The sequence below is a fragment of the Tardiphaga sp. vice154 genome, assembly GCF_007018645.1.
In the GTDB taxonomy this organism is placed as follows: Bacteria; Pseudomonadota; Alphaproteobacteria; order Rhizobiales; family Xanthobacteraceae; genus Tardiphaga.
Window position 1 is genome coordinate 2,974,634 of sequence record NZ_CP041399.1, and the last position, 18,551, is coordinate 2,993,184.

At 64.9% G+C, this 18,551-nt stretch carries 15 protein-coding genes; 7 read left to right on the top strand and 8 right to left on the bottom strand.

The genetic code is table 11. The annotated features are described in order from the left end of the window. Window positions 1–200: 200 nt before the first annotated feature. The 4 genes from FIU28_RS13860 to parE form a co-directional block, all read right to left on the bottom strand. On the bottom strand, window positions 201–3,971 hold the full coding sequence (locus FIU28_RS13860) for an autotransporter domain-containing protein (protein ID WP_143573781.1): 3,771 nt from the start codon (window positions 3,969–3,971) through the stop codon (window positions 201–203). A 217-nt stretch (window positions 3,972–4,188) separates the two neighbouring features. Beyond that, a complete protein-coding gene (locus tag FIU28_RS13865; protein WP_143573783.1) occupies window positions 4,189–4,959 on the bottom strand; it encodes an SDR family NAD(P)-dependent oxidoreductase in 771 nt (256 codons plus the stop codon). 84 nt (window positions 4,960–5,043) lie between these two features. Further along, window positions 5,044–5,238, bottom strand: a complete 195-nt coding sequence (locus FIU28_RS13870) for a hypothetical protein (protein ID WP_143573785.1) — start codon at window positions 5,236–5,238, stop codon at window positions 5,044–5,046. Between the two features lie 68 nt (window positions 5,239–5,306). After that, complete coding sequence (gene parE, locus FIU28_RS13875; RefSeq protein WP_143573787.1) at window positions 5,307–7,352, bottom strand: DNA topoisomerase IV subunit B; 2,046 nt, start codon at window positions 7,350–7,352, stop codon at window positions 5,307–5,309. A gap of 327 nt (window positions 7,353–7,679) precedes the next feature. Here parE and FIU28_RS13880 point away from each other — a divergent pair, with 327 nt between their 5' ends. The 4 genes from FIU28_RS13880 (at window position 7,680) to argC (ending at window position 11,180) form a co-directional block, all read left to right on the top strand. Beyond that, window positions 7,680–8,210, top strand: a complete 531-nt coding sequence (locus tag FIU28_RS13880; RefSeq protein WP_143573789.1) for a DedA family protein — start codon at window positions 7,680–7,682, stop codon at window positions 8,208–8,210. Window positions 8,211–8,323: 113 nt separating this feature from the next. Continuing rightward, window positions 8,324–9,313 (top strand): MBL fold metallo-hydrolase, encoded by a 990-nt coding sequence (locus FIU28_RS13885; protein WP_143573791.1) that lies wholly within the window; start codon window positions 8,324–8,326, stop codon window positions 9,311–9,313. Between the two features lie 206 nt (window positions 9,314–9,519). Next, entirely contained in the window at window positions 9,520–10,203 is a 684-nt protein-coding gene (locus FIU28_RS13890; RefSeq protein ID WP_143573793.1) for an FMN-binding negative transcriptional regulator, read from the top strand. Further along, window positions 10,203–11,180, top strand: coding sequence for an N-acetyl-gamma-glutamyl-phosphate reductase (gene argC / locus FIU28_RS13895; protein ID WP_143573795.1), 978 nt, complete (start codon window positions 10,203–10,205; stop codon window positions 11,178–11,180). Before FIU28_RS13890 ends, argC begins: the two co-directional genes overlap by 1 nt. A 143-nt stretch (window positions 11,181–11,323) precedes the next feature. On the opposite strand, the gene FIU28_RS13900 is transcribed toward argC, so the two are convergent. Continuing rightward, complete coding sequence (locus tag FIU28_RS13900; RefSeq protein ID WP_143573797.1) at window positions 11,324–12,364, bottom strand: glutamine synthetase beta-grasp domain-containing protein; 1,041 nt, start codon at window positions 12,362–12,364, stop codon at window positions 11,324–11,326. Between the two features lie 520 nt (window positions 12,365–12,884). Between FIU28_RS13900 and FIU28_RS13905 the strand changes: the two genes are divergently transcribed. Beyond that, on the top strand, window positions 12,885–13,085 hold the full coding sequence (locus FIU28_RS13905) for a DUF2735 domain-containing protein (RefSeq protein WP_143573799.1): 201 nt from the start codon (window positions 12,885–12,887) through the stop codon (window positions 13,083–13,085). A gap of 94 nt (window positions 13,086–13,179) precedes the next feature. Here the strand turns inward: FIU28_RS13905 and FIU28_RS13910 are convergent, their stop codons facing one another. The 3 genes from FIU28_RS13910 to FIU28_RS13920 all read right to left on the bottom strand — a co-directional run bounded on the left by FIU28_RS13910 (window position 13,180) and on the right by FIU28_RS13920 (window position 16,668). Then, window positions 13,180–14,118 (bottom strand): glutaminase, encoded by a 939-nt coding sequence (locus FIU28_RS13910; protein WP_143573801.1) that lies wholly within the window; start codon window positions 14,116–14,118, stop codon window positions 13,180–13,182. 51 nt (window positions 14,119–14,169) lie between these two features. After that, the gene (locus FIU28_RS13915) at window positions 14,170–14,568 is read right to left on the bottom strand and encodes an MAPEG family protein (protein ID WP_143573803.1); all 399 of its coding nucleotides are present in this window, start codon (window positions 14,566–14,568) and stop codon (window positions 14,170–14,172) included. Window positions 14,569–14,862: 294 nt separating this feature from the next. After that, the gene (locus FIU28_RS13920; protein WP_143573804.1) at window positions 14,863–16,668 is read right to left on the bottom strand and encodes a PHA/PHB synthase family protein; all 1,806 of its coding nucleotides are present in this window, start codon (window positions 16,666–16,668) and stop codon (window positions 14,863–14,865) included. A 301-nt stretch (window positions 16,669–16,969) separates the two neighbouring features. On the opposite strand from FIU28_RS13920, the gene FIU28_RS13925 reads away from it, so the two are divergent. After that, the gene (locus tag FIU28_RS13925; protein ID WP_143573806.1) at window positions 16,970–17,230 is read left to right on the top strand and encodes a hypothetical protein; all 261 of its coding nucleotides are present in this window, start codon (window positions 16,970–16,972) and stop codon (window positions 17,228–17,230) included. Between the two features lie 90 nt (window positions 17,231–17,320). Then, window positions 17,321–18,541: an LL-diaminopimelate aminotransferase gene (locus FIU28_RS13930; protein WP_143573808.1), complete on the top strand. Its 1,221-nt coding sequence runs from the start codon at window positions 17,321–17,323 to the stop codon at window positions 18,539–18,541. The last annotated feature ends 10 nt before the right edge of the window (window positions 18,542–18,551 follow it).

Here is an 18,551-nt window from a genome sequence, read left to right on the forward strand (position 1 = left end):
GTGCAAAGTCGTTACCCCATCACCGAAAAACCGCCATCCACCGGAATCGCCGTGCCGGTGACGAAGTCCGACGCGGCTGGGCCAGCAACCACGGGAAACCTTACCGTTTTGGCCGTCACGCGCCATCTCCCCGCGTCCCAAGTCCCAAGTTCAAGTCTCATTGGGCCAGAGCGCCGATCGAACTGTTTGTAACCGCCGGGCTACCAAGCGTAACGCACCACGCCTTTGCCGGCGTAGGAGCGGGTTGCTTCGGAGAACTCGCTTTCGAAGATTGCGGCAATGGCGATGCCGGTGGAGAATTTAATCTCGGCGGCGGCGGTGGTGAGGGCGGCATCGCGCGCGGGTGCAGCGCCGTTGACGATGAAGCTTGCGCCGGGCAACGACTGGAACGTCGCCGTCAAAGCCCGATCGGTGGTGTAATTGTGTGCCCAGGCGGCGCGGCCGCGCAAGGTGAGGCGCGCGTCGCTCACAGCCCATGACGCGTCGGTGCGCAGGCCGAGTTCGGAGCGGGCCGCGGTGACACTCGCGGCTTGATAGTTCAGCGCGAACATGCCGCCGCTGGCGACGCTCTGTTCGCTATAAGCGGGGGCGTCGTAGGTGGTGAACTGGCCTGCAGCATAGGGCGTGACGCCCGCCGAAGGCCCGGCCCAAGGCGGCGCGAAGCGGCGGCCGGCCTCGACGCGTCCGGACCAGGAATTGACGTCGAACTGCGCACGAAGCTGGGCCGGGCCTGCGCCGACCGGCGAGCGCTCCGTGGTGACGTCCTGCCAGCCATAGGCGGCGGCGGCGGTGAGGTAGGCCGGGCCGGAATTGTGACGGATGAAGCCCCCCGCCTGGAATAGGTCGGATCGCCCCCCGCCCAGGCCGTTGATATTGAAGGTGCTGCCGCCGCCCGCCATGGCGAAGCCGGCCAGCGTGTCCGGCGAGAAGCGGAAATCGGCGCCGACCGCGCCGGCGGCGAGCCGGCTGGTGGTGGTGTTGGAGCCGAGCCCGACGTTGCCGTCGGTGGTCTGTGCGCCGCCGAATCCGGACGTCCAAACGCTCCAGCCTGGTGTGAAGGCGGGCAGCGGGGCCTTGGTCATCAGCCGATAGGCGTCGTGTTCGGACGCCGGGCGTTTGCGGCCGCTTGCAACATAGGCCTGTGGCTCCATGGCGAAAGCCGAGGCGGACCCGTTACGCGACGGGCCATCGCCGCGGCCGGCAATGAAAGGGTCGCTGATCAGGCCGAGGAACAGGTTCATCGCCTCGAAGGTCGACTGCTGCGCAGCCACCGCGGGCTCGCCGGAGACCTGCGTCAGGCCGGCCGGCGACAGGCCGCCGAACACCAACGGAATTCCGCCGGTGCGATCGAAGAAGCCAGTCAGCGCATTGGCGACACGGGTCTGGTTGACATTGAGCCCGCCGTTGCGCGTCGGCGTGAAGTCCAGCGTCAGGTTGAGGTAGGCATTGTTGGTGTCGGTCGAAAGGCTGGTCTTGAAGCTGCCCGGCAGATTGGTGGTCACCTGGTTGCCAAACGTTCCGAGCACACCGCCAGCAGCATTGATGAGGGTGTATTGCCGCACGACATAGGTCCCGGAAACGAAGTTGGCGATCACCGTGGCGCCACCGAGCGTCGCGGTGCCCGTGACGTTGGTCCGGTCAGCGGCGGCGGCGGCAACCTCGACCATGTAGGTCGAGGCCGCCGTGAAGACGAGGTTGCCTTGCACGGTGAGCTGGCCGATCGAATTGCCCGGCGACAGTGTGCCGCCGTTGAGCGTGGTGCTGCCGACCGTGCCATTGCCGCCGAGCGTGCCGCCGGTGTTGACCGTGACCGCCGAACCGATCGCTCCGTTGACGCTGAGCGTGCCGCCATTCACCGCGGTCGGCCCGCTATAGTTGCTGATACCGGTCAGGTTCAGATTGCCGGTGCCGACCTTGGTCAGGCCGCCGCTGCCGGTGATGGCGCCGGAGAAAACCGTGCTGGCGTTGCTGCCGCCGGTGGTCAGCGTTGCCGATCCCAGCGCCGCGGTGCCGGCGCCGCTGAGCGAGCCGAAGGTCGCGTCGAAATTGTTGAGGTCGATGGTCGCGCCGGCGGCAATACTGACGGCACCCGGCGTGCCGAACGCGGTGGCGCTGCCGGCGATCAGCCGGCCGCCGGACACGTCGATCGCACCGGTAAAGGCGTTGCTGCCGCCGAGGGTGACATCATTGCTGCCGAGCTTGGCGATGCCGCCGGTGCCCGAGATGCTTCCGTTGAAAGCGAACGCATCGCTGCGGTTGAATGTCAGCGTACCGTTATTGACGACGTCACCGAGGATTGCGCCCGTGGTGCCGCCATTGCCAAGCTGCAGGGTGCCGGCGCTGATCGTGGTGCCGCCGGTATAGGTGTTGTCGGCGGTGAGCACCGTGGTGCCGGTGCCTGCCTGGGTCACATGACCGGCGTCGGGGCCGAAGTCCACGATCATGCCGCCGAACACATAGGTGTTGGAGCGATCGAAGGTGAGTTCGCCGCCGTTGAGGACGAAGCTGCTCACGATCGAGCCGGTGGTGCCTCCATTGCCGATCTGCAAGGTTGCGCAAGAGCAGATGAAAGTATTGCCGCTGTAGGTGTTGGCTCCGGAAAAGATGTATCTTCCGCCGTCGATCTGCACCGGATGCGATCCGGCGATAACGCCGGAGAACAGATTGGTACGGCCGGGGTCGCCCAGCAACACCAGCTGGTTGCTGCCCGTGGCGCCGGTATCGACCGTGCCGGCGCCGCTCAGGTTGTTGATGATCTGCAGGGGCGCGTCGGCATAATCGAGCGTGGCGCCCGAATTGACGGTGACCGATCCGGTTCCGAACAGTAATTGCCACAGACCGGACTGGTAATCCCGCAACGTGCCGCCGGCGACGACCACGGCGGAGCTCGTATTGACCGACGGGCTGAAGAACGAGCCGCTGAACAGGATCGTGCCGGCGTCGGTCGGCGTGCCGAACACCGCCGTGGCGCCGGCGTCCAGCATGAAATTGCTGGTCTTGGTGCCGATCGTCAGCGTCGTGCCGGTCGCCGCAGCGAGGGTGCTGGCGCCCGGTGCAAAGATGAGATCGTTGACCAGCGTGCCGGTGGCGGTGGTCCGCAGGGTGCCGCCGGCCATGGTCACAATGCCATAGCCGAGCGAATCGAAATTTCCCGCGTCGAGGTTGGAGATCGATAGCGTGCCCTGGTTGATGTTGACCGGGCCCGTAAACCCGCTCGCCGAGCCGGTCAACGTCCACGTCGAGCTGCCGATCTTGTTGATCGTGCCGAATGCGTTGTACTGCGTCCCGAACTGCGCCATATCGAACGCGCCGCTGCCGGTCCCGCCGAACTGGAACGTGTCGTTGCCGGTGCCCAGGACATCGCCGGTGATGATCGAGCCCGGCGCCAGCGTCAGTGTGTTGCCGGACCCGCCGAAGCGGATCGCTGCGCTGCCGCCGGAGATGGTGCCTGCGTTGAACACCGACGAGCCGCCGCCGATGGCAGAGATGCCGTAGCGGCCGCCGAAGATGGTGCCCTCATTGGTGACAATGGCCGCGCCGCTGGCTGCGATACCATCGTCCCCGCCGGTAAGCGTCCCCCAATTGGTGACGAACGCATCGCCCGAAAAGGTCCGGATCGCGGTGTTGCCGATCACGTTAGCCCCGGCACCGACGTTGATCGTGGCGTCGCCGAACGCCAGGCCGACGCTCGTTCCCTCGACGGAGTTTCCGGACCCGCCGAGCACATTGACGGTGATACCGGTTTCGATCCCGGTCCCGTAACCGAAATAGAGAACGTTGTCGCTGTTGTTGCTGGTGCCGCCGCCCTGGTTAATGGTGGAGCCCGAGCAGGTAGCGATGATGGCGCTGGAAGCGGCGGGCGTGCAGACGGCCTCCGCCGGTGAACTGCCGGCTGCCACCACGGCAACGGCAAGAGCCAACGCGCCCCAGGTCGGGCCTGTGTTTCGCAGTCTCCCCCAGCTAAAGGTCATGTGCCTTCGGTACCGTTCCGCCTTCAAGTTTAAAACTACAGGTGGTAATGGGAGATGGCAACGCGAGAACGCTCCGACATTCGTCTGGAGGCGTTCAAGATCGAGATGTGTTGCGAGTCCGACACAGCCGGGGCGCTGAAGCGGCCGCCCACGCTGGCGTCAGCAGAGCGTCGCGGAACGAGCCGGCTGTTCGATCGAGATGATGGTGGTTAGGGTGCTACCCCATCACCGAGAAGCCGCCATCGACCGGAATCGCCGTCCCGGTGACGAAGTCCGACGCGGCGGAGGCGAGGAATACGGCGATCCCGGCGAAATCGTCGGCGGCGCCCCAGCGCGCGGCGGGCGTGCGGACCAGCACCTTGTCATGCAGGCCGTCGACCTCGCGGCGCGCATTCTGCGTCAGTTCGGTGTCGATCCAGCCCGGCAGGATCGCATTGACCTGAATGCCGTCGGGCGCCCATGCCACCGCGCAGGACCGCGTGAACTGCACGATGCCGCCCTTGCTGGCGGCATAGGCCGGCGAATAGCTGGCGCCGAAAATCGACATCATCGAGCCGATGTTGATCACCTTGCCGCCACCGTCCTGTTTCATGGCGCTATGCGCCGCCTGCGAGCACAGGAAGGCGCTGGTCAGGTTGGTATCGAGCACCTGGCGCCAGTCCGCCAGCGCCAGTTCGTGCGGCGGTTTGCGGATGTTGATGCCGGCGTTGTTGACGAGGATGTCGAGCCGGCCGAAGGCCTCCAGCACATGGGCGACCATGGCTTCGACCTCGGCCTGATCGGTGACGTCAGCGGCGATGGCGATCGCCCTGGCGCCGATCGCTGCAAGTTCAGCGACTGCGGCGTTCGACTTGGCTTCGTTACGGCCGACGATGGCGATGGCAGCGCCTGCGGCGGCGAGGCCACGCGCCATGCCAAGCCCGATGCCGCCATTTCCGCCGGTGACGACCGCCACGCGGCCGGCCAGATCAAACAGTTGGCTGGTCATGATTTCGTCCCCGATGCTGTCGCGCGTTCTGCCGCGCGCGTAGCCGGCATCATCGCAAGAGTAGGGAGCCGGGGGAAGGGGGCGTCAGGCCGGCGGTCGTCGAGCCAGCACCATCAGGCCGATGCCCAATGCCGCCAGCGCAGCACCGTAATAGGCCCACTGCATCTGGCTGATCATGAAACTCGACCGTGGCCAGGCGATCAGCCCGGTGCCCTGGCCGATCCAGAGCAAGCCGACGAACAGGGCGAGAAGCCCGAGGGTGAGGAATGGGATGCGCATGGGTGAGATACGGGCACTGGCGCAGGTAGTTTCACTTCCTGCCATGCCGATATCGGGCCATCCTCCTGCTACACGTCCAGCAGATCGTCGCTGGCGAATTCGGCCTTGTCGGTGATGAAGGCGAAGCGGGCGTCGGCCTTGGTGCCCATCAGGCGCTCGACGGAATCCGCGGTGCCGTCACGATCGATGTCGGCCAGGTTGACGCGCAGCATGGTGCGCCTGGCCGGGTCCATCGTGGTTTCCTTGAGCTGTGCGGGCATCATCTCGCCAAGGCCTTTGAAGCGGCCGATATCGACCTTGGCATTGGCGTTGAATTCGCTCTTCAGCAGCGCGTCGCGATGCGCTTCGTCGCGGGCGTAGATGGTCTTGCTGCCATGCGTCATGCGGTAGAGCGGCGGCACGGCCAGATACAGATGGCCCTCGTCGATCAGCTTCGGCGTCTGGCGGTAGAAGAAGGTGATCAGCAGGGACGCGATATGGGCGCCATCAACGTCGGCGTCGGTCATGATGATGATGCGGGAGTAGCGCAAATCCTCTTCGCGATACTGCGCGCCGGTGCCGCAGCCGATCGCCTGCAACAGGTCGGAGATCTGCGCGTTGGCGGTGATCTTGTCCTTGGTGGCGGAGGCCACGTTGAGGATTTTGCCGCGCAGGGGGAGAATGGCTTGGGTCTTGCGGTCGCGCGCCTGCTTGGCGCTGCCGCCAGCGGAATCGCCCTCGACCAGGAACAGTTCGGAGCCTTCGGTGGCGGTATTGGTGCAGTCGGCGAGCTTGCCGGGCAGCCGCAGCTTCTTCACCGCGGTCTTGCGGGAGGTTTCCTTTTCGGCGCGGCGGCGCAGCCGCTCGTCGGCGCGCTCCAGCACGAATTCCAGCAGCTTGTTGGCCTGCACGGGATTTCCGGACAGCCAGTGGTCGAACGGGTCCTTGATCGCCTGTTCGACGATCTTCTGCGCTTCGGCGGTGGCGAGGCGGTCCTTGGTCTGGCCCTGGAATTCCGGCTCGCGCACGAACACCGACAGCATCACGGCGGCGCCGACCATGACGTCTTCCGAGGTGATCGAGCCGGAGCGCTTGCCCTGGCCGACGCGCTCGGCGTGGTCCTTCAGCCCGCGCAGCAGCGCGCTGCGCATGCCGGCCTCATGGGTGCCGCCGTCCGGCGTCGGCACGGTGTTGGTGTAGGACGACATGAAGCCGTCGGCATCCGCGGTCCAGGCCACCGCCCATTCGCAGGCGCCATGCGCGCCGTTGCGGCCGGACTTGCCGGAGAAGATGTCGGGATGCACCAGCGTATCATTGTGGATCGCGGCGCCCAGAAAGTCCTTGAGGCCGCCGGGGAAGTGGAATTCGTCCTCGGCCGGGACGTCGGAGACGCCCTTGAGAAGTTCGGGGTCGCACTTCCAGCGGATTTTGACGCCGCCGAACAGGTACGCCTTGGAGCGCGCCATCTTGAACAGGCGCTGCGGCTTGAAGGCCGCCTTGTCGCCAAAGATCTCGGTGTCGGGCTTGAAGCGGATGCGGGTGCCACGGCGGTTATGGATCTTGCCGAGGTCTTGCAGTTTGCCCTGCGGGATGCCGCGAGCGAAGGTCATCTTGTAAAGCTGCTGGTTGCGCGCGACCTCGACCTCGCAAAGCGAGGACAACGCATTGACCACGGAGACGCCAACGCCGTGCAGGCCGCCGGAGGTCTCGTAGACCTTGGAGTCGAACTTTCCGCCGGCATGCAGCGTGCACATGATGACTTCGAGCGCCGACTTTTTCGGAAATTTGGGATGCGGGTCGATCGGGATGCCGCGACCATTGTCGGAAACGGTGAGGTAACCGTCCGCCGCCAGTTCCACTTCGATGAAGGAGGCATGGCCTGCCAGTGCCTCGTCCATCGAGTTGTCGATCACTTCGGCGAACAGATGGTGCAGCGCCTTTTCGTCGGTGCCGCCGATATACATGCCGGGCCGGCGCCGCACCGGCTCCAGACCTTCGAGCACCTCGATGTCGGCGGCGGTATACCCGTCCTCGGCCGATGTAGCGCGGGGCGCCGGCTTCGCGGGGGCTGCGGCCTTCGGCGCGTCGGCGCCAAACAGGTCCACTTTAGCATTCGATTTCAAGGGCTTCGACATGTTTGTTAAGGTCTTGACTCATCGTTCGGGAGCGCCATTTGGCGAATCGGCTCCGTAACTATGCCACGGTTACGTTGCCAATGTGACCAGTCTGGGAGACCGGATCGCGGCGGGTGGTGCCGCCGACGGTCACGCCGGCCGTCGTGTTTGCCCGGAAGCAGGCGTTGGAGCTGTCGCATTCCGCCAGTCCCTAGGCAGGGCGTCGCGCCGTGGGCGATGTGACTTGCTGTGATCGGGGCCGCCGTCTACGTCTCATATGGGGATTCACATTCAGAAGTTAAGCGGTACCGCCGTGCAGGCGGGGTGGCCGCGAAGGGAATATTTCGAATGGAAGGCTGGATGCACGAGCTGATCGATTTCGTGCGCCAGCACCAAGCTTGGGCCGCCCCGGTGGTGCTGTTGCTGGCGTTCGGCGAGTCGCTGGCCTTCGTCTCGCTGCTGATACCGGCCTGGGGCGCCTTGGTGGCGATCGGCGCGCTGATCGGGGCCAGCGGCATCAGCTTCTGGCCGATCTGGCTGGCCGGCGGCATCGGGGCGGCGCTGGGCGACTGGCTGTCGTACTGGATCGGGGCCCACTACAAGCACCGCGTCGCCAATGTGTGGCCGCTGACGAAATTCCCAAATTTGCTGCCGCTTGGCGAGGCGTTCGTCAACAAATGGGGGGTGCCGGGGATTTTCCTGGCGCGATTCTCGGGGCCGCTGCGGGCTTCGGTGCCCCTGGCCGCCGGCATTTTCGAAATGCCTTACTGGCGCTTCCAGGCAGCCAATGTGCTGTCGGCCCTGGTGTGGTCGGGCGTGCTGTTGTTGTTCGGCGACGCCATGTCGCATGGCGTGGGGTTGATGTTGCAACGCGGCTGAGCCTGGCGCAATTGACGGCACGGACCGGCCGCGGAATAAGTCGGTCGCGCCGTTGTTGATACCACCGATGGCGCCCACCACGCGCGTCCCCTTGAATCACCGGAGTCTGCATCATGGAACTGTCACGACGTCACGCGCTGGTCGGCGCTGCTGCGCTCGCCGCTTCACCGCTGCTCCCGACCGCGCCTGCGAGAGCTGCCGCGCCGCTCGCCGACAAGCAGGCGCCGAGCTTCTATCGCTACAAGATCGGCGACGCCCAGGTGAACGCCATCTCCGACGGCGCCAACACGTTTCCGCTCGCCGACACGCTGGTGCTCAACGCCAAGAAGGACGAAGTAAACGCCGCGCTCGAAAAGGCCTTCATGCCGAAGGACAAGATGACCATCCATTTCGCGCCGCTGGTCATCAACACCGGCGGCAAGCTGGTGGTGATCGACACCGGCAACGGCCCCGGCGCCTTCGCCTCCAGCAAGGGCAATGTCGGGCAGTTCGCCAGCAACATGGCGGCTGCGGGCTTCGATGCCAAGGCGATCGACATGGTGGTGATCTCGCATTTCCATGGCGACCACATCAACGGCCTGGTCACCGCCGACGGCACGGCGGCGTTCCCCAACGCTGAAGTGCTGGTGCCGGCGGCGGAGTGGAAATACTGGATGGACGACGGCGAGATGAGCCGGGCGTCGGCCGGCCGGATGGCCGACCAGTTCAAGAATATCCGCCGGGTGTTCGAGGCCGGTTTGAAGAAGAAGGTCACGCCCTATGAGTGGGGCAAGGACGTAGCACCCGGCCTGCTGGCCGTGTCATCGGTCGGTCACACGCCGGGCCACACCTCCTATGTGCTGTCGTCGGGCTCCGACAAGGTCTTCATCCAGTCGGACGTTACCAACCACCCGTCGCTGTTCGTGGCCAATCCCGGCTGGCACCTGATGTTCGACCAGGATCCGGCGCAGGCGGAGGCGACGCGGCGCAAGGTTTACGACATGCTGGTCGCCGACCGGATGCGGGTGCAGGGCTTCCACTATCCGTTCCCCGCCAACGGCTTCGTCGAGAAGGACGGCAGCGGCTACCGTCTGGTGCCGGCGCCGTGGAGCCCGGTGATCTGATCGTCTTGACGAAATCCGGGCGCGGTCTTATGACCGCGCCCATGATCAACGCGTTGACCATCATCGCCCGCCGCCGCCGCATCCTCGCGGCAGCTAACGGCGTTCGCGTTTAGATCGTCGCCCCTGCCGCCGGATTTGGTCCGCGGTATCGCTCGACACTCCCCGCAGTCCCGATCCGACGGCTCCTCACCCGACAGGAGGCCGCCATGTACACGCCACCCCGATTCAAGCCCGACCGCGCCGCGGCCTTGGCGTTTGCAGCCGCGCGCGGCTTCGGCACGGCGTGCGCGTGGGATGGCGACAAGCCGGTCGCCTCGGCGCTGCCATTCGCGCTCGATTACAGCGCCGACGGCACGCCGCGTCTCGCCTTCCATATGGCGTGGCAGAATCCGCTGCTCCGGCTGGCCGACGGCGCGACGCCGTTGGTGATGGCGGTGAACGGCGCCGATGCCTATGTCTCCGCCGACTGGTATGTCTCGCCGGACCAGGTACCGACCTGGCTGTATCAGGCGGTCCACCTGACCGGGCCGGTGCGGCGGCTTCGCGACGATGAACTGGGTTCTCACCTTGACGCGCTGTCCGGCAAATTCGAAGACTGGCTGTTGCCGAAGCCGCCATGGAGCTCGAGCAAGATGACGGCCGGGCGGTTGGACGCGATGAAGAAGGCGATTGTCGGTGTCGTGCTGACGGTGGACGAGGTCGAGGGCAGCTTCAAGCTGAACCAGCACAAATCCGACGCCGACTATGCCGCGGTGGCGGGCGCGCTGTCGGTGCAGCCGGATGCGGCTTCGCAAAAGCTGGCCAGCGAGATGCGCGTGCTACGACCGGTGCTGTTCGCGGATGAAGTGACACAATTGGATGCTATGCCGACCCTGGAAGGAACCACGTGATGAGCAGCGATACGAAGACGACGGCTCCGGCCACCGCCACCCGCCTCGCGACGCCGACCGTGTTCGTCGATGGCGCAGCCGGCACCACCGGGCTCGGCATCCGCGAGCGGCTGGCGCACCAGAACGATGTTGCGGTGAAGATCATCGATCCCGACAAGCGCAAGGATGTCGCCGCCAAGCGCGCGCTGATGGAGGAGGTCGACCTCGTCATCCTGTGCCTGCCCGACGATGCTGCGAAAGAGACGGTGGCGCTGATCGACGCCATGGGCGCCAAGGGGCCGAAGGTACTCGACGCCTCGACCGCCTACCGCGTCGCGCCGGACTGGGTCTATGGTTTCGCCGAGCTGGCGCCGGATCAGGCCGACAAGATCCGCCAGGCGCGGAAGGTGTCGAACCCCGGCTGCTATCCGACGGGCGCGATCGCGCTGCTGCGACCGCTCGTCGATGCCGGGCTGATCCCGGCCGACCATCCGGTGACCGTCAACGCGGTCAGCGGCTATTCCGGCGGCGGCAAGTCGATGATCGAGAGCTATGAGGACGGCTCGGCGCCGGCCTTCGAGCTCTATGGCCTCAACCTGCAGCACAAGCATCTGCCGGAAACGCAGCTTTATTCGCATCTCGCGCGGCGGCCGATCTTCGTGCCGTCGGTCGGCAATTTCCGGCAGGGCATGCTGGTGTCGGTGCCGCTGCACCTCGACATGCTGCCCGGCAGGCCGAGCGGCGCAATGCTGCATGATGCGCTCGCGAAACGCTATGCGGGCAGCGCCAACGTGGTGGTGATGCCGCTCGATGACGTGGCGATCAAGAACGGCCGCATCGAGCCGGAGGCGCTCAACGAGACCAACAGGCTGGAGCTCTATGTGTTTGCCAATGACGCGCTGGGGCAGGCGGTGCTGGTCGCCCGGCTCGACAATCTCGGCAAGGGCGCGTCGGGCGCCGCGGTGCAGAATATGCGGCTGATGCTCGGGCTGGAGTGATCCGTAGCCCGGATGACAATCCGGGGCCGGCCCATCCGTCACGAAGGCTGGTTCCCGGATTGCGCTGCGCTCCATCCGGGCTACCGACAAGCAAAACGGCCCGGACTTTGGTCCGGGCCGTTTCCGTATCGATGAAGTTTCGCTTACGCGGCGGCCGAGGCTTTGCCTTCGGTCGAGACTTCCGAGATGGTCTTCAGGATCTGCGAGGCGATGGCGTAGGGGTCGCCCTGCGAGTTCGGACGGCGATCCTCCAGGTAGCCCTTGTACTCATTGTTGACGAATGAGTGCGGGACTCGGATCGAGGCGCCGCGGTCCGCGATGCCGTAGCTGAACTTGTTCCACGGCGCGGTTTCGTGCTTGCCGGTCAGGCGCAGGTGGTTGTCCGGACCGTAGACCTCGATGTGCGCTTCCCAGTTCTTGCCGAACTGCGCCATCAGAGCCTCGAAGTAGGCCTTGCCGCCGACGGTGCGCATGTACTCGGTCGAGAAGTTGGCGTGCATGCCGGAGCCGTTCCAGTCGGTGTCGCCGAGCGGCTTGCAGTGATACTCGATGTCGATGCCGTACTTCTCGGTCAGGCGCTGCAACAGGTAGCGGGCCATCCACATTTCGTCAGCGGCCTTCTTGGAGCCCTTGCCGAAGATCTGGAATTCCCATTGGCCCTTGGCCACTTCGGCGTTGATGCCTTCGTGGTTGATGCCGGCGGCGAGGCAGAGGTCGAGATGTTCTTCGACGATCTCGCGAGCAATCGAGCCGACGTTCTTGTAGCCGACGCCGGTGTAATAGGGGCCCTGCGGCGCGGGATAGCCGGCCTCGGGGAAGCCGAGCGGACGGCCGTCCTCGTAGAAGAAGTATTCCTGCTCGAAGCCGAACCATGCGCCGTCATCGTCGAGGATGGTGGCGCGGGTGTTGGTCGGGTGCGCGGTCTTGCCGTCGGGCATCATGACTTCGCACATCACCAGCACGCCGTTCTCGCGCGCGCCGTCCGGGAACACGCGGACCGGCTTCAGCACGCAATCGGAATTGCTGCCTTCGGCCTGCATCGTGGAGGAGCCGTCGAAGCCCCACAGCGGCAGCTGCTCGAGGGTCGGAAATTCATCGAATTCCTTGATCTGGGTCTTGCCACGCAGGTTCGGAACCGGCGTGTAGCCATCGAGCCAAATATACTCGAGCTTGTACTTGGTCATGCGGATCTCTCATGAGTTGACGTTACGAGGGGTGAGGAATTCCCTGGGCCTGCCGGCGTCAAACATACCCGGCGCCGGCGGCCGCGCTTCTTTAAAGCATTTTATATGCCAAGCGCCAAAGTCCGCCTGACCAGCCCCTGAAAAGTCGTGAGGGTGGTTGGTTGGCGGACGGGCGGGGCCGCGATGCTGGCCGAGTCGTGCACGAAAATGCCCTGCGACAATCCGCACGGGGGTGCTTGCCAATGTGGCGTTGTGCAAATTTTGCGCAGTTGCGGGGATGGCGTGGATTCTTTCGGAACCTTTCTGCCGTCCAACCGCTCATTCTTTACGTGCAATGGCAACCATCCGCGATTGTAGGCTGCCGCTCGAACCCGCATCCCGACGATCTGCGCATAATGTCGGCAATTGCTGCTTTTAACGAGGCAGATCGCACATATGAAGTGCGCCATCTGCTAAAACGGGGCCTGTCGCGTTGATGCGCAGAGCAATCGCAAACCAGATGCGAAAGGAGAGATGAAAGATGCCGACCAATACCCCGCACCAGAGCGCGAAAATCTATCAGTTCCCGATCGGTGGCCGCGCTGCAGCCCATGGGCTTCGCAACGACGCACGGAGCCATCTCGAACGGATCGCCCCGCACGTGACGCCAACCGTCTGCGGCGAAGGCTGGTACCACGACGCGGCGATCCAGCAGGATGCCAAGCGGACCCGCGACCACTGATGCCCGTCACCGGATCGTCTCCCACGTCACCGTCGCCATCGCAGGCAAGTCAGGGTCGAAACTTTCAGGTTTCGGCCCTTTTTGTTGGGCGGTGCTAGACGCCGAAGATCGACCAGCCCATCCGCTTGGTCAGCGCTTCCAGCGCGATGCGGCCAAGATGCGAATTGCCGGCCTTGTCGAGACCGGGCGCCCATACCGCAATGGAAGCCTTGCCCGGCGCAATGGCCAGGATGCCGCCGCCGACGCCGCTCTTGCCGGGCAGGCCGACCCGGTAGGCGAATTCGCCGGAGCCGTCGTAATGGCCGCAGGTGAGCATCAGCGCATTGATGCGCCGCGCTCGCTCCGCGGATACGACCGAAAGCCCGGTCGAGGGATTGCGCCCGGAATAAGCCAGGAAGCGTCCCGCGGTCGCCAATTGCCGGCAGCTCATCGAGATCGCGCAGTGGTGGAAGTAGACGCCGAGCGTGAAATCGACCGGGTTTTCGATCACGCCGAACGACTTCATGTAATTCGCCAGCGCGGTGTTGCGAAAGCCGGTGCGTTTTTCGGACGCCGCCACCTTTTCGTCGATCATGATGGAGGGATCGCCGGCCAGAAACTGCATGAAGCGAAGGATCTCGCCGATCGCCTCGCGCGGCTGGTGGCCGGACAGGATCACGTCGGTCACGGCGATGGCGCCGGCATTGATGAAGGGATTGCGCGGCACGCCGCGCTCGCGCTCGAGCTGGACGATGGAGTTGAACGCGTTGCCGGACGGCTCGCGGCCGACGTGGCGCCACAGGCGGTCGCCGACCATGCCGAGCGCCAGCGTCAGCGTGAACACTTTCGAGATGCTCTGGATCGAGAACGGCACGTCGGCGTCGCCGCCGGCCGCCATGTTGCCCTCGGCATCGGTGACGACCAGGGCGAAGTGTTTGGGGTCGACGTTGCCAAGCTCCGGAATATAGCTGGCGACCTCGCCGCGGTCGGTCCGCGCGGCCATCTCCTCGGCAATTTCCTGGACGACGGTTTCCAGATGGGCGAATTCGGGCATGGGCGCTCGGGGTTCGAGCTCTCCCCGCGCCGGGCGGGGAGAGTTACAGGCCTAGGCCAGCCGCAGGATGGCGACGGCGAGGACGGCCTGGGCGGCGAAACCGACCACGAAGGCGAGGGTGCGCAGCACCGGCAGGCCCGCGGTATAGACGATCAGGTGCACCAGCCGGGACCAGAAGAACACCGCGCAGGCCAGCACCGTGGTGGGCGTCGAGACGTCGGCGGCGTTGAGGATCAGCACGAGCGGCGCGAACACGATCAGGTTCTCGATCGCGTTGTCATGCGCGAACATCAACCGGTTCGCCCATTCCGCCTGCGGCTTGTCGGTGCGCGACGGATTGGCCATGGCGCCCGACACGCCGCGCACCATGATGCGGTTCAGCACATAGGGCACCCAGAGCAGGCCGGTGAGGATCACGGTCAGCGTCAGCCAGAACAATTCGCGCGTCATCCGCGGTTCCTTTCAGAGGGTAGGTCCGCGAGCGCGGAGAGGGCGATCAGGAATCGCTTGGGCGGAAAATGCCGGCGCGATGCGGCAACCATAGACAATTGATGCGACGCCGCCAATGCGGCGTTCCCTGTTGTCGTTCCGGGATGCATCGGACGGCGAAGCCGGCCGATGGAGACAAGGGAACCCCGGGCTGATTTGCGCTGACCATGTCGAGGTTCCCCACCGCTCCAAATGGAGCGGCTGAGGTTCGCTCGCGCCGATGCGCTCGCGCCCCGGAACGACAGCGGGGGAGGCCTACGCCCGCACCCGCACGTAGCTGCCCGGCGCATCCTCCAGCGGCGGCAGCGCTTCGGTGCCGACGCTGCGTGCCGGAACCTGTTCGCCGTCGATGCCGGACAGCCATTCCCGCCAGTTCGGCCACCATGAGCCGGCGTGTTCCTGCGCGGTCTTCATCCAGTCGGCGACCGTTTCAGCGTGACTGGCGTCGTTGGTCCAGTATTGATACTTGCCGGCGGCCGGCGGGTTGATTACGCCGGCGATGTGGCCGGAGCCGGACAGCACGTATTTGACCGGGCCGCCGAAGAATTGCGAGCCGTACAGCACGGACTCTGCCGGCGCGATGTGATCCTCGCGGGTCGCCAGATTATAGACTGGCACTTTGACCCTGGAGAGATCCAGCCGCGTGTTGTCGATTACCATCTTGCCCGACGACAGCTTGTTCTCAAGGTAGCAGTTCCGCAGGTAGAACGAGTGGTTGGCGGCCGGCATCCGGGTGGCGTCGGAATTCCAGTGCAGCAGGTCGAACGCCGAGGGCTGCTTGCCCTTGAGATAATTGCTGACGACATAGGCCCAGATCAGGTCGTTGGAGCGCAGCATGTTGAAGGCCATGGCCATCTTGCTGCCTTCCAGCACGCCGGTGGCCTGCATGTCCTTTTCCAGCGCCGAGATCTGCTGCTCATCGACGAACACCAAGAGGTCGCCGGCATGGCTGAAATCGACCTGTGTGGCCAGGAAGGTGGCGGACGCCACGCGGACGCGGCGCTTCTCGGCGAGCCAGGCCAGGGTCGTGGCAAGCAGGGTGCCGCCGACGCAATAGCCGACAGTGTGCACGGTCATTTCACCGGTGACCTGCTCGATGACGTCCATCGCCGCGAGCGGGCCTTCCTTCATGTAGTCCTCGAAGGTCTTGTTGCCGAGCCGCTTGTCGGGGTTGACCCAGGAAATCAGAAACACCGTGATGCCCTGATCGACACACCATTTAACGAAGGATTTTTCCGGCTTCAAATCGAGGATGTAAAACTTGTTGATCCATGGCGGCACGATCAAAAGCGGCGTGCTTAGCACGTTCTCCGTGGCCGGCTGATACTGGATCAGCTGCATGATTTCGTTCTGGAAGATCACCTTGCCCGCGGTGGTCGCCATGTTGACACCGACCTCGAGATTGGCCGGGTCGGATTGCCGGATGCGCAGCGACCCGTGGCCGGCTTCGATGTCTTCGACCAGCATGCCCATGCCGCGCACCAGATTGCTGCCGTTGGACGCCACCGTCTCGCGCAGCACTTCCGGGTTGGTCATGACGAAATTGGAGGGCGCCAGCGCATTGGCGATCTGCTGGACGTAGAATTCGGCCTTTTTGCGGGTATGCTCGTCCAGCCCCTCGGCGTTATCAACGAGTTCCTGCGCCCATTTGGTGGTCAGCAGGTAGGCCTGCATGATGAAGTCGAAAAACTGGTTCGATTTCCACTCCGGGTCGGCAAACCGCTTGTCGCGCGGCGGCGGCTCGATCGCCGGCTTGGCCTCTTCGCCGGCCATGCGGTGCATCGCCGAACCCCACAAATCGAGATAGGCACGCCCGAGCTTGATCTGCAGTTCGGCGCTGCGCTTGTCGTCGGACAACCAGTAATTTGCGACCGTGCTGAAGGTCTTGATGATCTCGTTGACCTCGTTCGGCGGCTTGTCGCGCGCCTCGCCGTTTTCGCGCGGCTTGAGGTAGGCGGCGAGGGCCTGACCGCTGCTCTCCATCGCCTTGGCGATGTTCAACGCGAAAGCCTCGGGATCGAAGGTGTTCGGGGCCTTGGTTTCGACTGCGACTTCACTCATGGGGCAACAAACTTCATTTCATGTCCGGTGACGACAGATCAGCACGCAGCAGGATGATGGCACAGTTCGCGCGATGTCGCAGGATTCGATGTGTTGCACTGCGACAAGGCGCCCGCTCGCCGGCTCCCCTTTGTTTTGTCATATTGCAGGTCCAAGCCTGCCTCGTTCGCGGGGCGTTAATCGTTTCGATCCATTTTGGTTTATGCTGCATTGCGACGAACGCGTAATGGGTTGGATAGGTGAGCAAGGCGTGAAGCGGATCAGGACATTCGGACCGGCAGGTCACAGCGGCCGGGCAGGGATGCCGACAGCGTTGCTGCTGCTGGCGCTGACGCTTGGCGGCTGCGCCTCGACCATCGCCGACCTGCCGATGGTCGGCACGCCCGCCGGCGCGCCGGCGCGGCCGGCCCAGCCCGGCGAATATCTCCCCGTGCACGATCTCCCCACCTCGCGCGAAGGCACCGCCATGGCGCCGGCCGAACAGGCCAAGATCCAGGCCGAGCTGATCGCCGCCCGCGACCGCCAGGCCGTCGCAACCCCGGCCGCTCCCGGCCGGAAGTAAGCAAAACCGCCCCGACATGGCTGGTGTCACTGGGGTTCCGTGGTAAAAAGAAGCGATTCAACCGCACCGAGCGGTTCGGGAGCCCTTGTTATGGAAGAATTCTACCGCATTCGCCGCCTGCCGCCTTACGTGTTCGAGCAGATCAACCGGGCCAAGGCGGCCGCGCGCAATGCCGGTGCCGACATCATCGACATGGGCATGGGCAATCCGGACCTGCCGACGCCGCCGCACGTCATCGAGAAACTCAAGGAAACCCTCGGCAAGCCGCGCACCGACCGTTATTCGGCTTCGCGCGGTATCACCGGGCTGCGCAAGGCCCAGGCCGCCTATTACGACCGCCGCTTCGGCGTGAAGCTCAACCCCGACACCCAGATCGTCGCCACGCTCGGCTCCAAGGAAGGCTTCGCCAACGTCGCGCAGGCCATCACCGCGCCGGGCGATGTCGTGCTGTGCCCCAATCCGAGCTACCCGATCCATGCCTTCGGCTTCCTGATGGCCGGCGGCGTGATCCGCTCGGTGCCGTCGGAGCCCGGCCCGGAATTCTTCGCCGCGGTCGAACGCGCCATCATCCACTCGATCCCGAAGCCGATCGCGTTGATCGTGTGCTACCCGTCCAACCCAACGGCGCAGGTCGCCAGCCTGGATTTTTACAAGGACCTGGTGGCGTTCGCTAAGAAGCACGAGATCTACATCCTGTCGGACCTCGCTTATGCCGAGGTCTATTTCGACGACAACAACCCGCCGCCCTCGGTGCTGCAGGTGCCCGGCGCAATCGACGTCACCGTCGAGTTCACCTCGATGTCCAAGACGTTCTCGATGGCCGGCTGGCGGATGGGCTTTGCGGTCGGCAACGAGCGCATCATCGCAGCGCTCGCACGGGTCAAATCCTATCTCGATTACGGCGCCTTCACCCCGGTGCAGGTCGCGGCCACCGCGGCGCTGAACGGGCCGGATGACTGCATCCGCGAGATGCGCGAGACCTACAAGCGGCGCCGCGACGTCATGGTGGAGACGTTCGGCAAGGCCGGCTGGGACGTTCCGGCGCCGTCCGCCTCGATGTTCGCCTGGGCGCCGCTGCCGCCGAAATTCGCGGAACTGGGCAGCATGCAGTTCGCCACCCTGATGGTGGAGAAATCCGGCGTGGTGGTGTCGCCCGGCGTTGCCTTCGGCGAGCATGGCGAGGGCTACGTCCGCATCGCTCTGGTTGAAAACGAGCAGCGCATCCGCCAAGCCGCGCGCGGCGTTCGGCGCTTCCTTGAAAGCGGGCTCGAAACGTTGCACAACGTGGTTCCTCTCGCCACCCGGCGCTAGGCTCTTTCCG

Excerpts from the sequence above, each read along its gene's own strand:
- FIU28_RS13860 (WP_143573781.1), bottom strand. The coding sequence starts at position 3,971 with ATGACCTTTAGCTGGGGGAGACTGCGAAACACAGGCCCGACCTGGGGC.
- FIU28_RS13865 (WP_143573783.1), bottom strand. The coding sequence starts at position 4,959 with ATGACCAGCCAACTGTTTGATCTGGCCGGCCGCGTGGCGGTCGTCACC.
- FIU28_RS13870 (WP_143573785.1), bottom strand. The coding sequence starts at position 5,238 with ATGCGCATCCCATTCCTCACCCTCGGGCTTCTCGCCCTGTTCGTCGGC.
- parE (WP_143573787.1), bottom strand. The coding sequence starts at position 7,352 with ATGTCGAAGCCCTTGAAATCGAATGCTAAAGTGGACCTGTTTGGCGCC.
- FIU28_RS13880 (WP_143573789.1), top strand. The coding sequence starts at position 7,680 with ATGGAAGGCTGGATGCACGAGCTGATCGATTTCGTGCGCCAGCACCAA.
- FIU28_RS13885 (WP_143573791.1), top strand. The coding sequence starts at position 8,324 with ATGGAACTGTCACGACGTCACGCGCTGGTCGGCGCTGCTGCGCTCGCC.
- FIU28_RS13890 (WP_143573793.1), top strand. The coding sequence starts at position 9,520 with ATGTACACGCCACCCCGATTCAAGCCCGACCGCGCCGCGGCCTTGGCG.
- argC (WP_143573795.1), top strand. The coding sequence starts at position 10,203 with ATGAGCAGCGATACGAAGACGACGGCTCCGGCCACCGCCACCCGCCTC.
- FIU28_RS13900 (WP_143573797.1), bottom strand. The coding sequence starts at position 12,364 with ATGACCAAGTACAAGCTCGAGTATATTTGGCTCGATGGCTACACGCCG.
- FIU28_RS13905 (WP_143573799.1), top strand. The coding sequence starts at position 12,885 with ATGCCGACCAATACCCCGCACCAGAGCGCGAAAATCTATCAGTTCCCG.
- FIU28_RS13910 (WP_143573801.1), bottom strand. The coding sequence starts at position 14,118 with ATGCCCGAATTCGCCCATCTGGAAACCGTCGTCCAGGAAATTGCCGAG.
- FIU28_RS13915 (WP_143573803.1), bottom strand. The coding sequence starts at position 14,568 with ATGACGCGCGAATTGTTCTGGCTGACGCTGACCGTGATCCTCACCGGC.
- FIU28_RS13920 (WP_143573804.1), bottom strand. The coding sequence starts at position 16,668 with ATGAGTGAAGTCGCAGTCGAAACCAAGGCCCCGAACACCTTCGATCCC.
- FIU28_RS13925 (WP_143573806.1), top strand. The coding sequence starts at position 16,970 with ATGCCGACAGCGTTGCTGCTGCTGGCGCTGACGCTTGGCGGCTGCGCC.
- FIU28_RS13930 (WP_143573808.1), top strand. The coding sequence starts at position 17,321 with ATGGAAGAATTCTACCGCATTCGCCGCCTGCCGCCTTACGTGTTCGAG.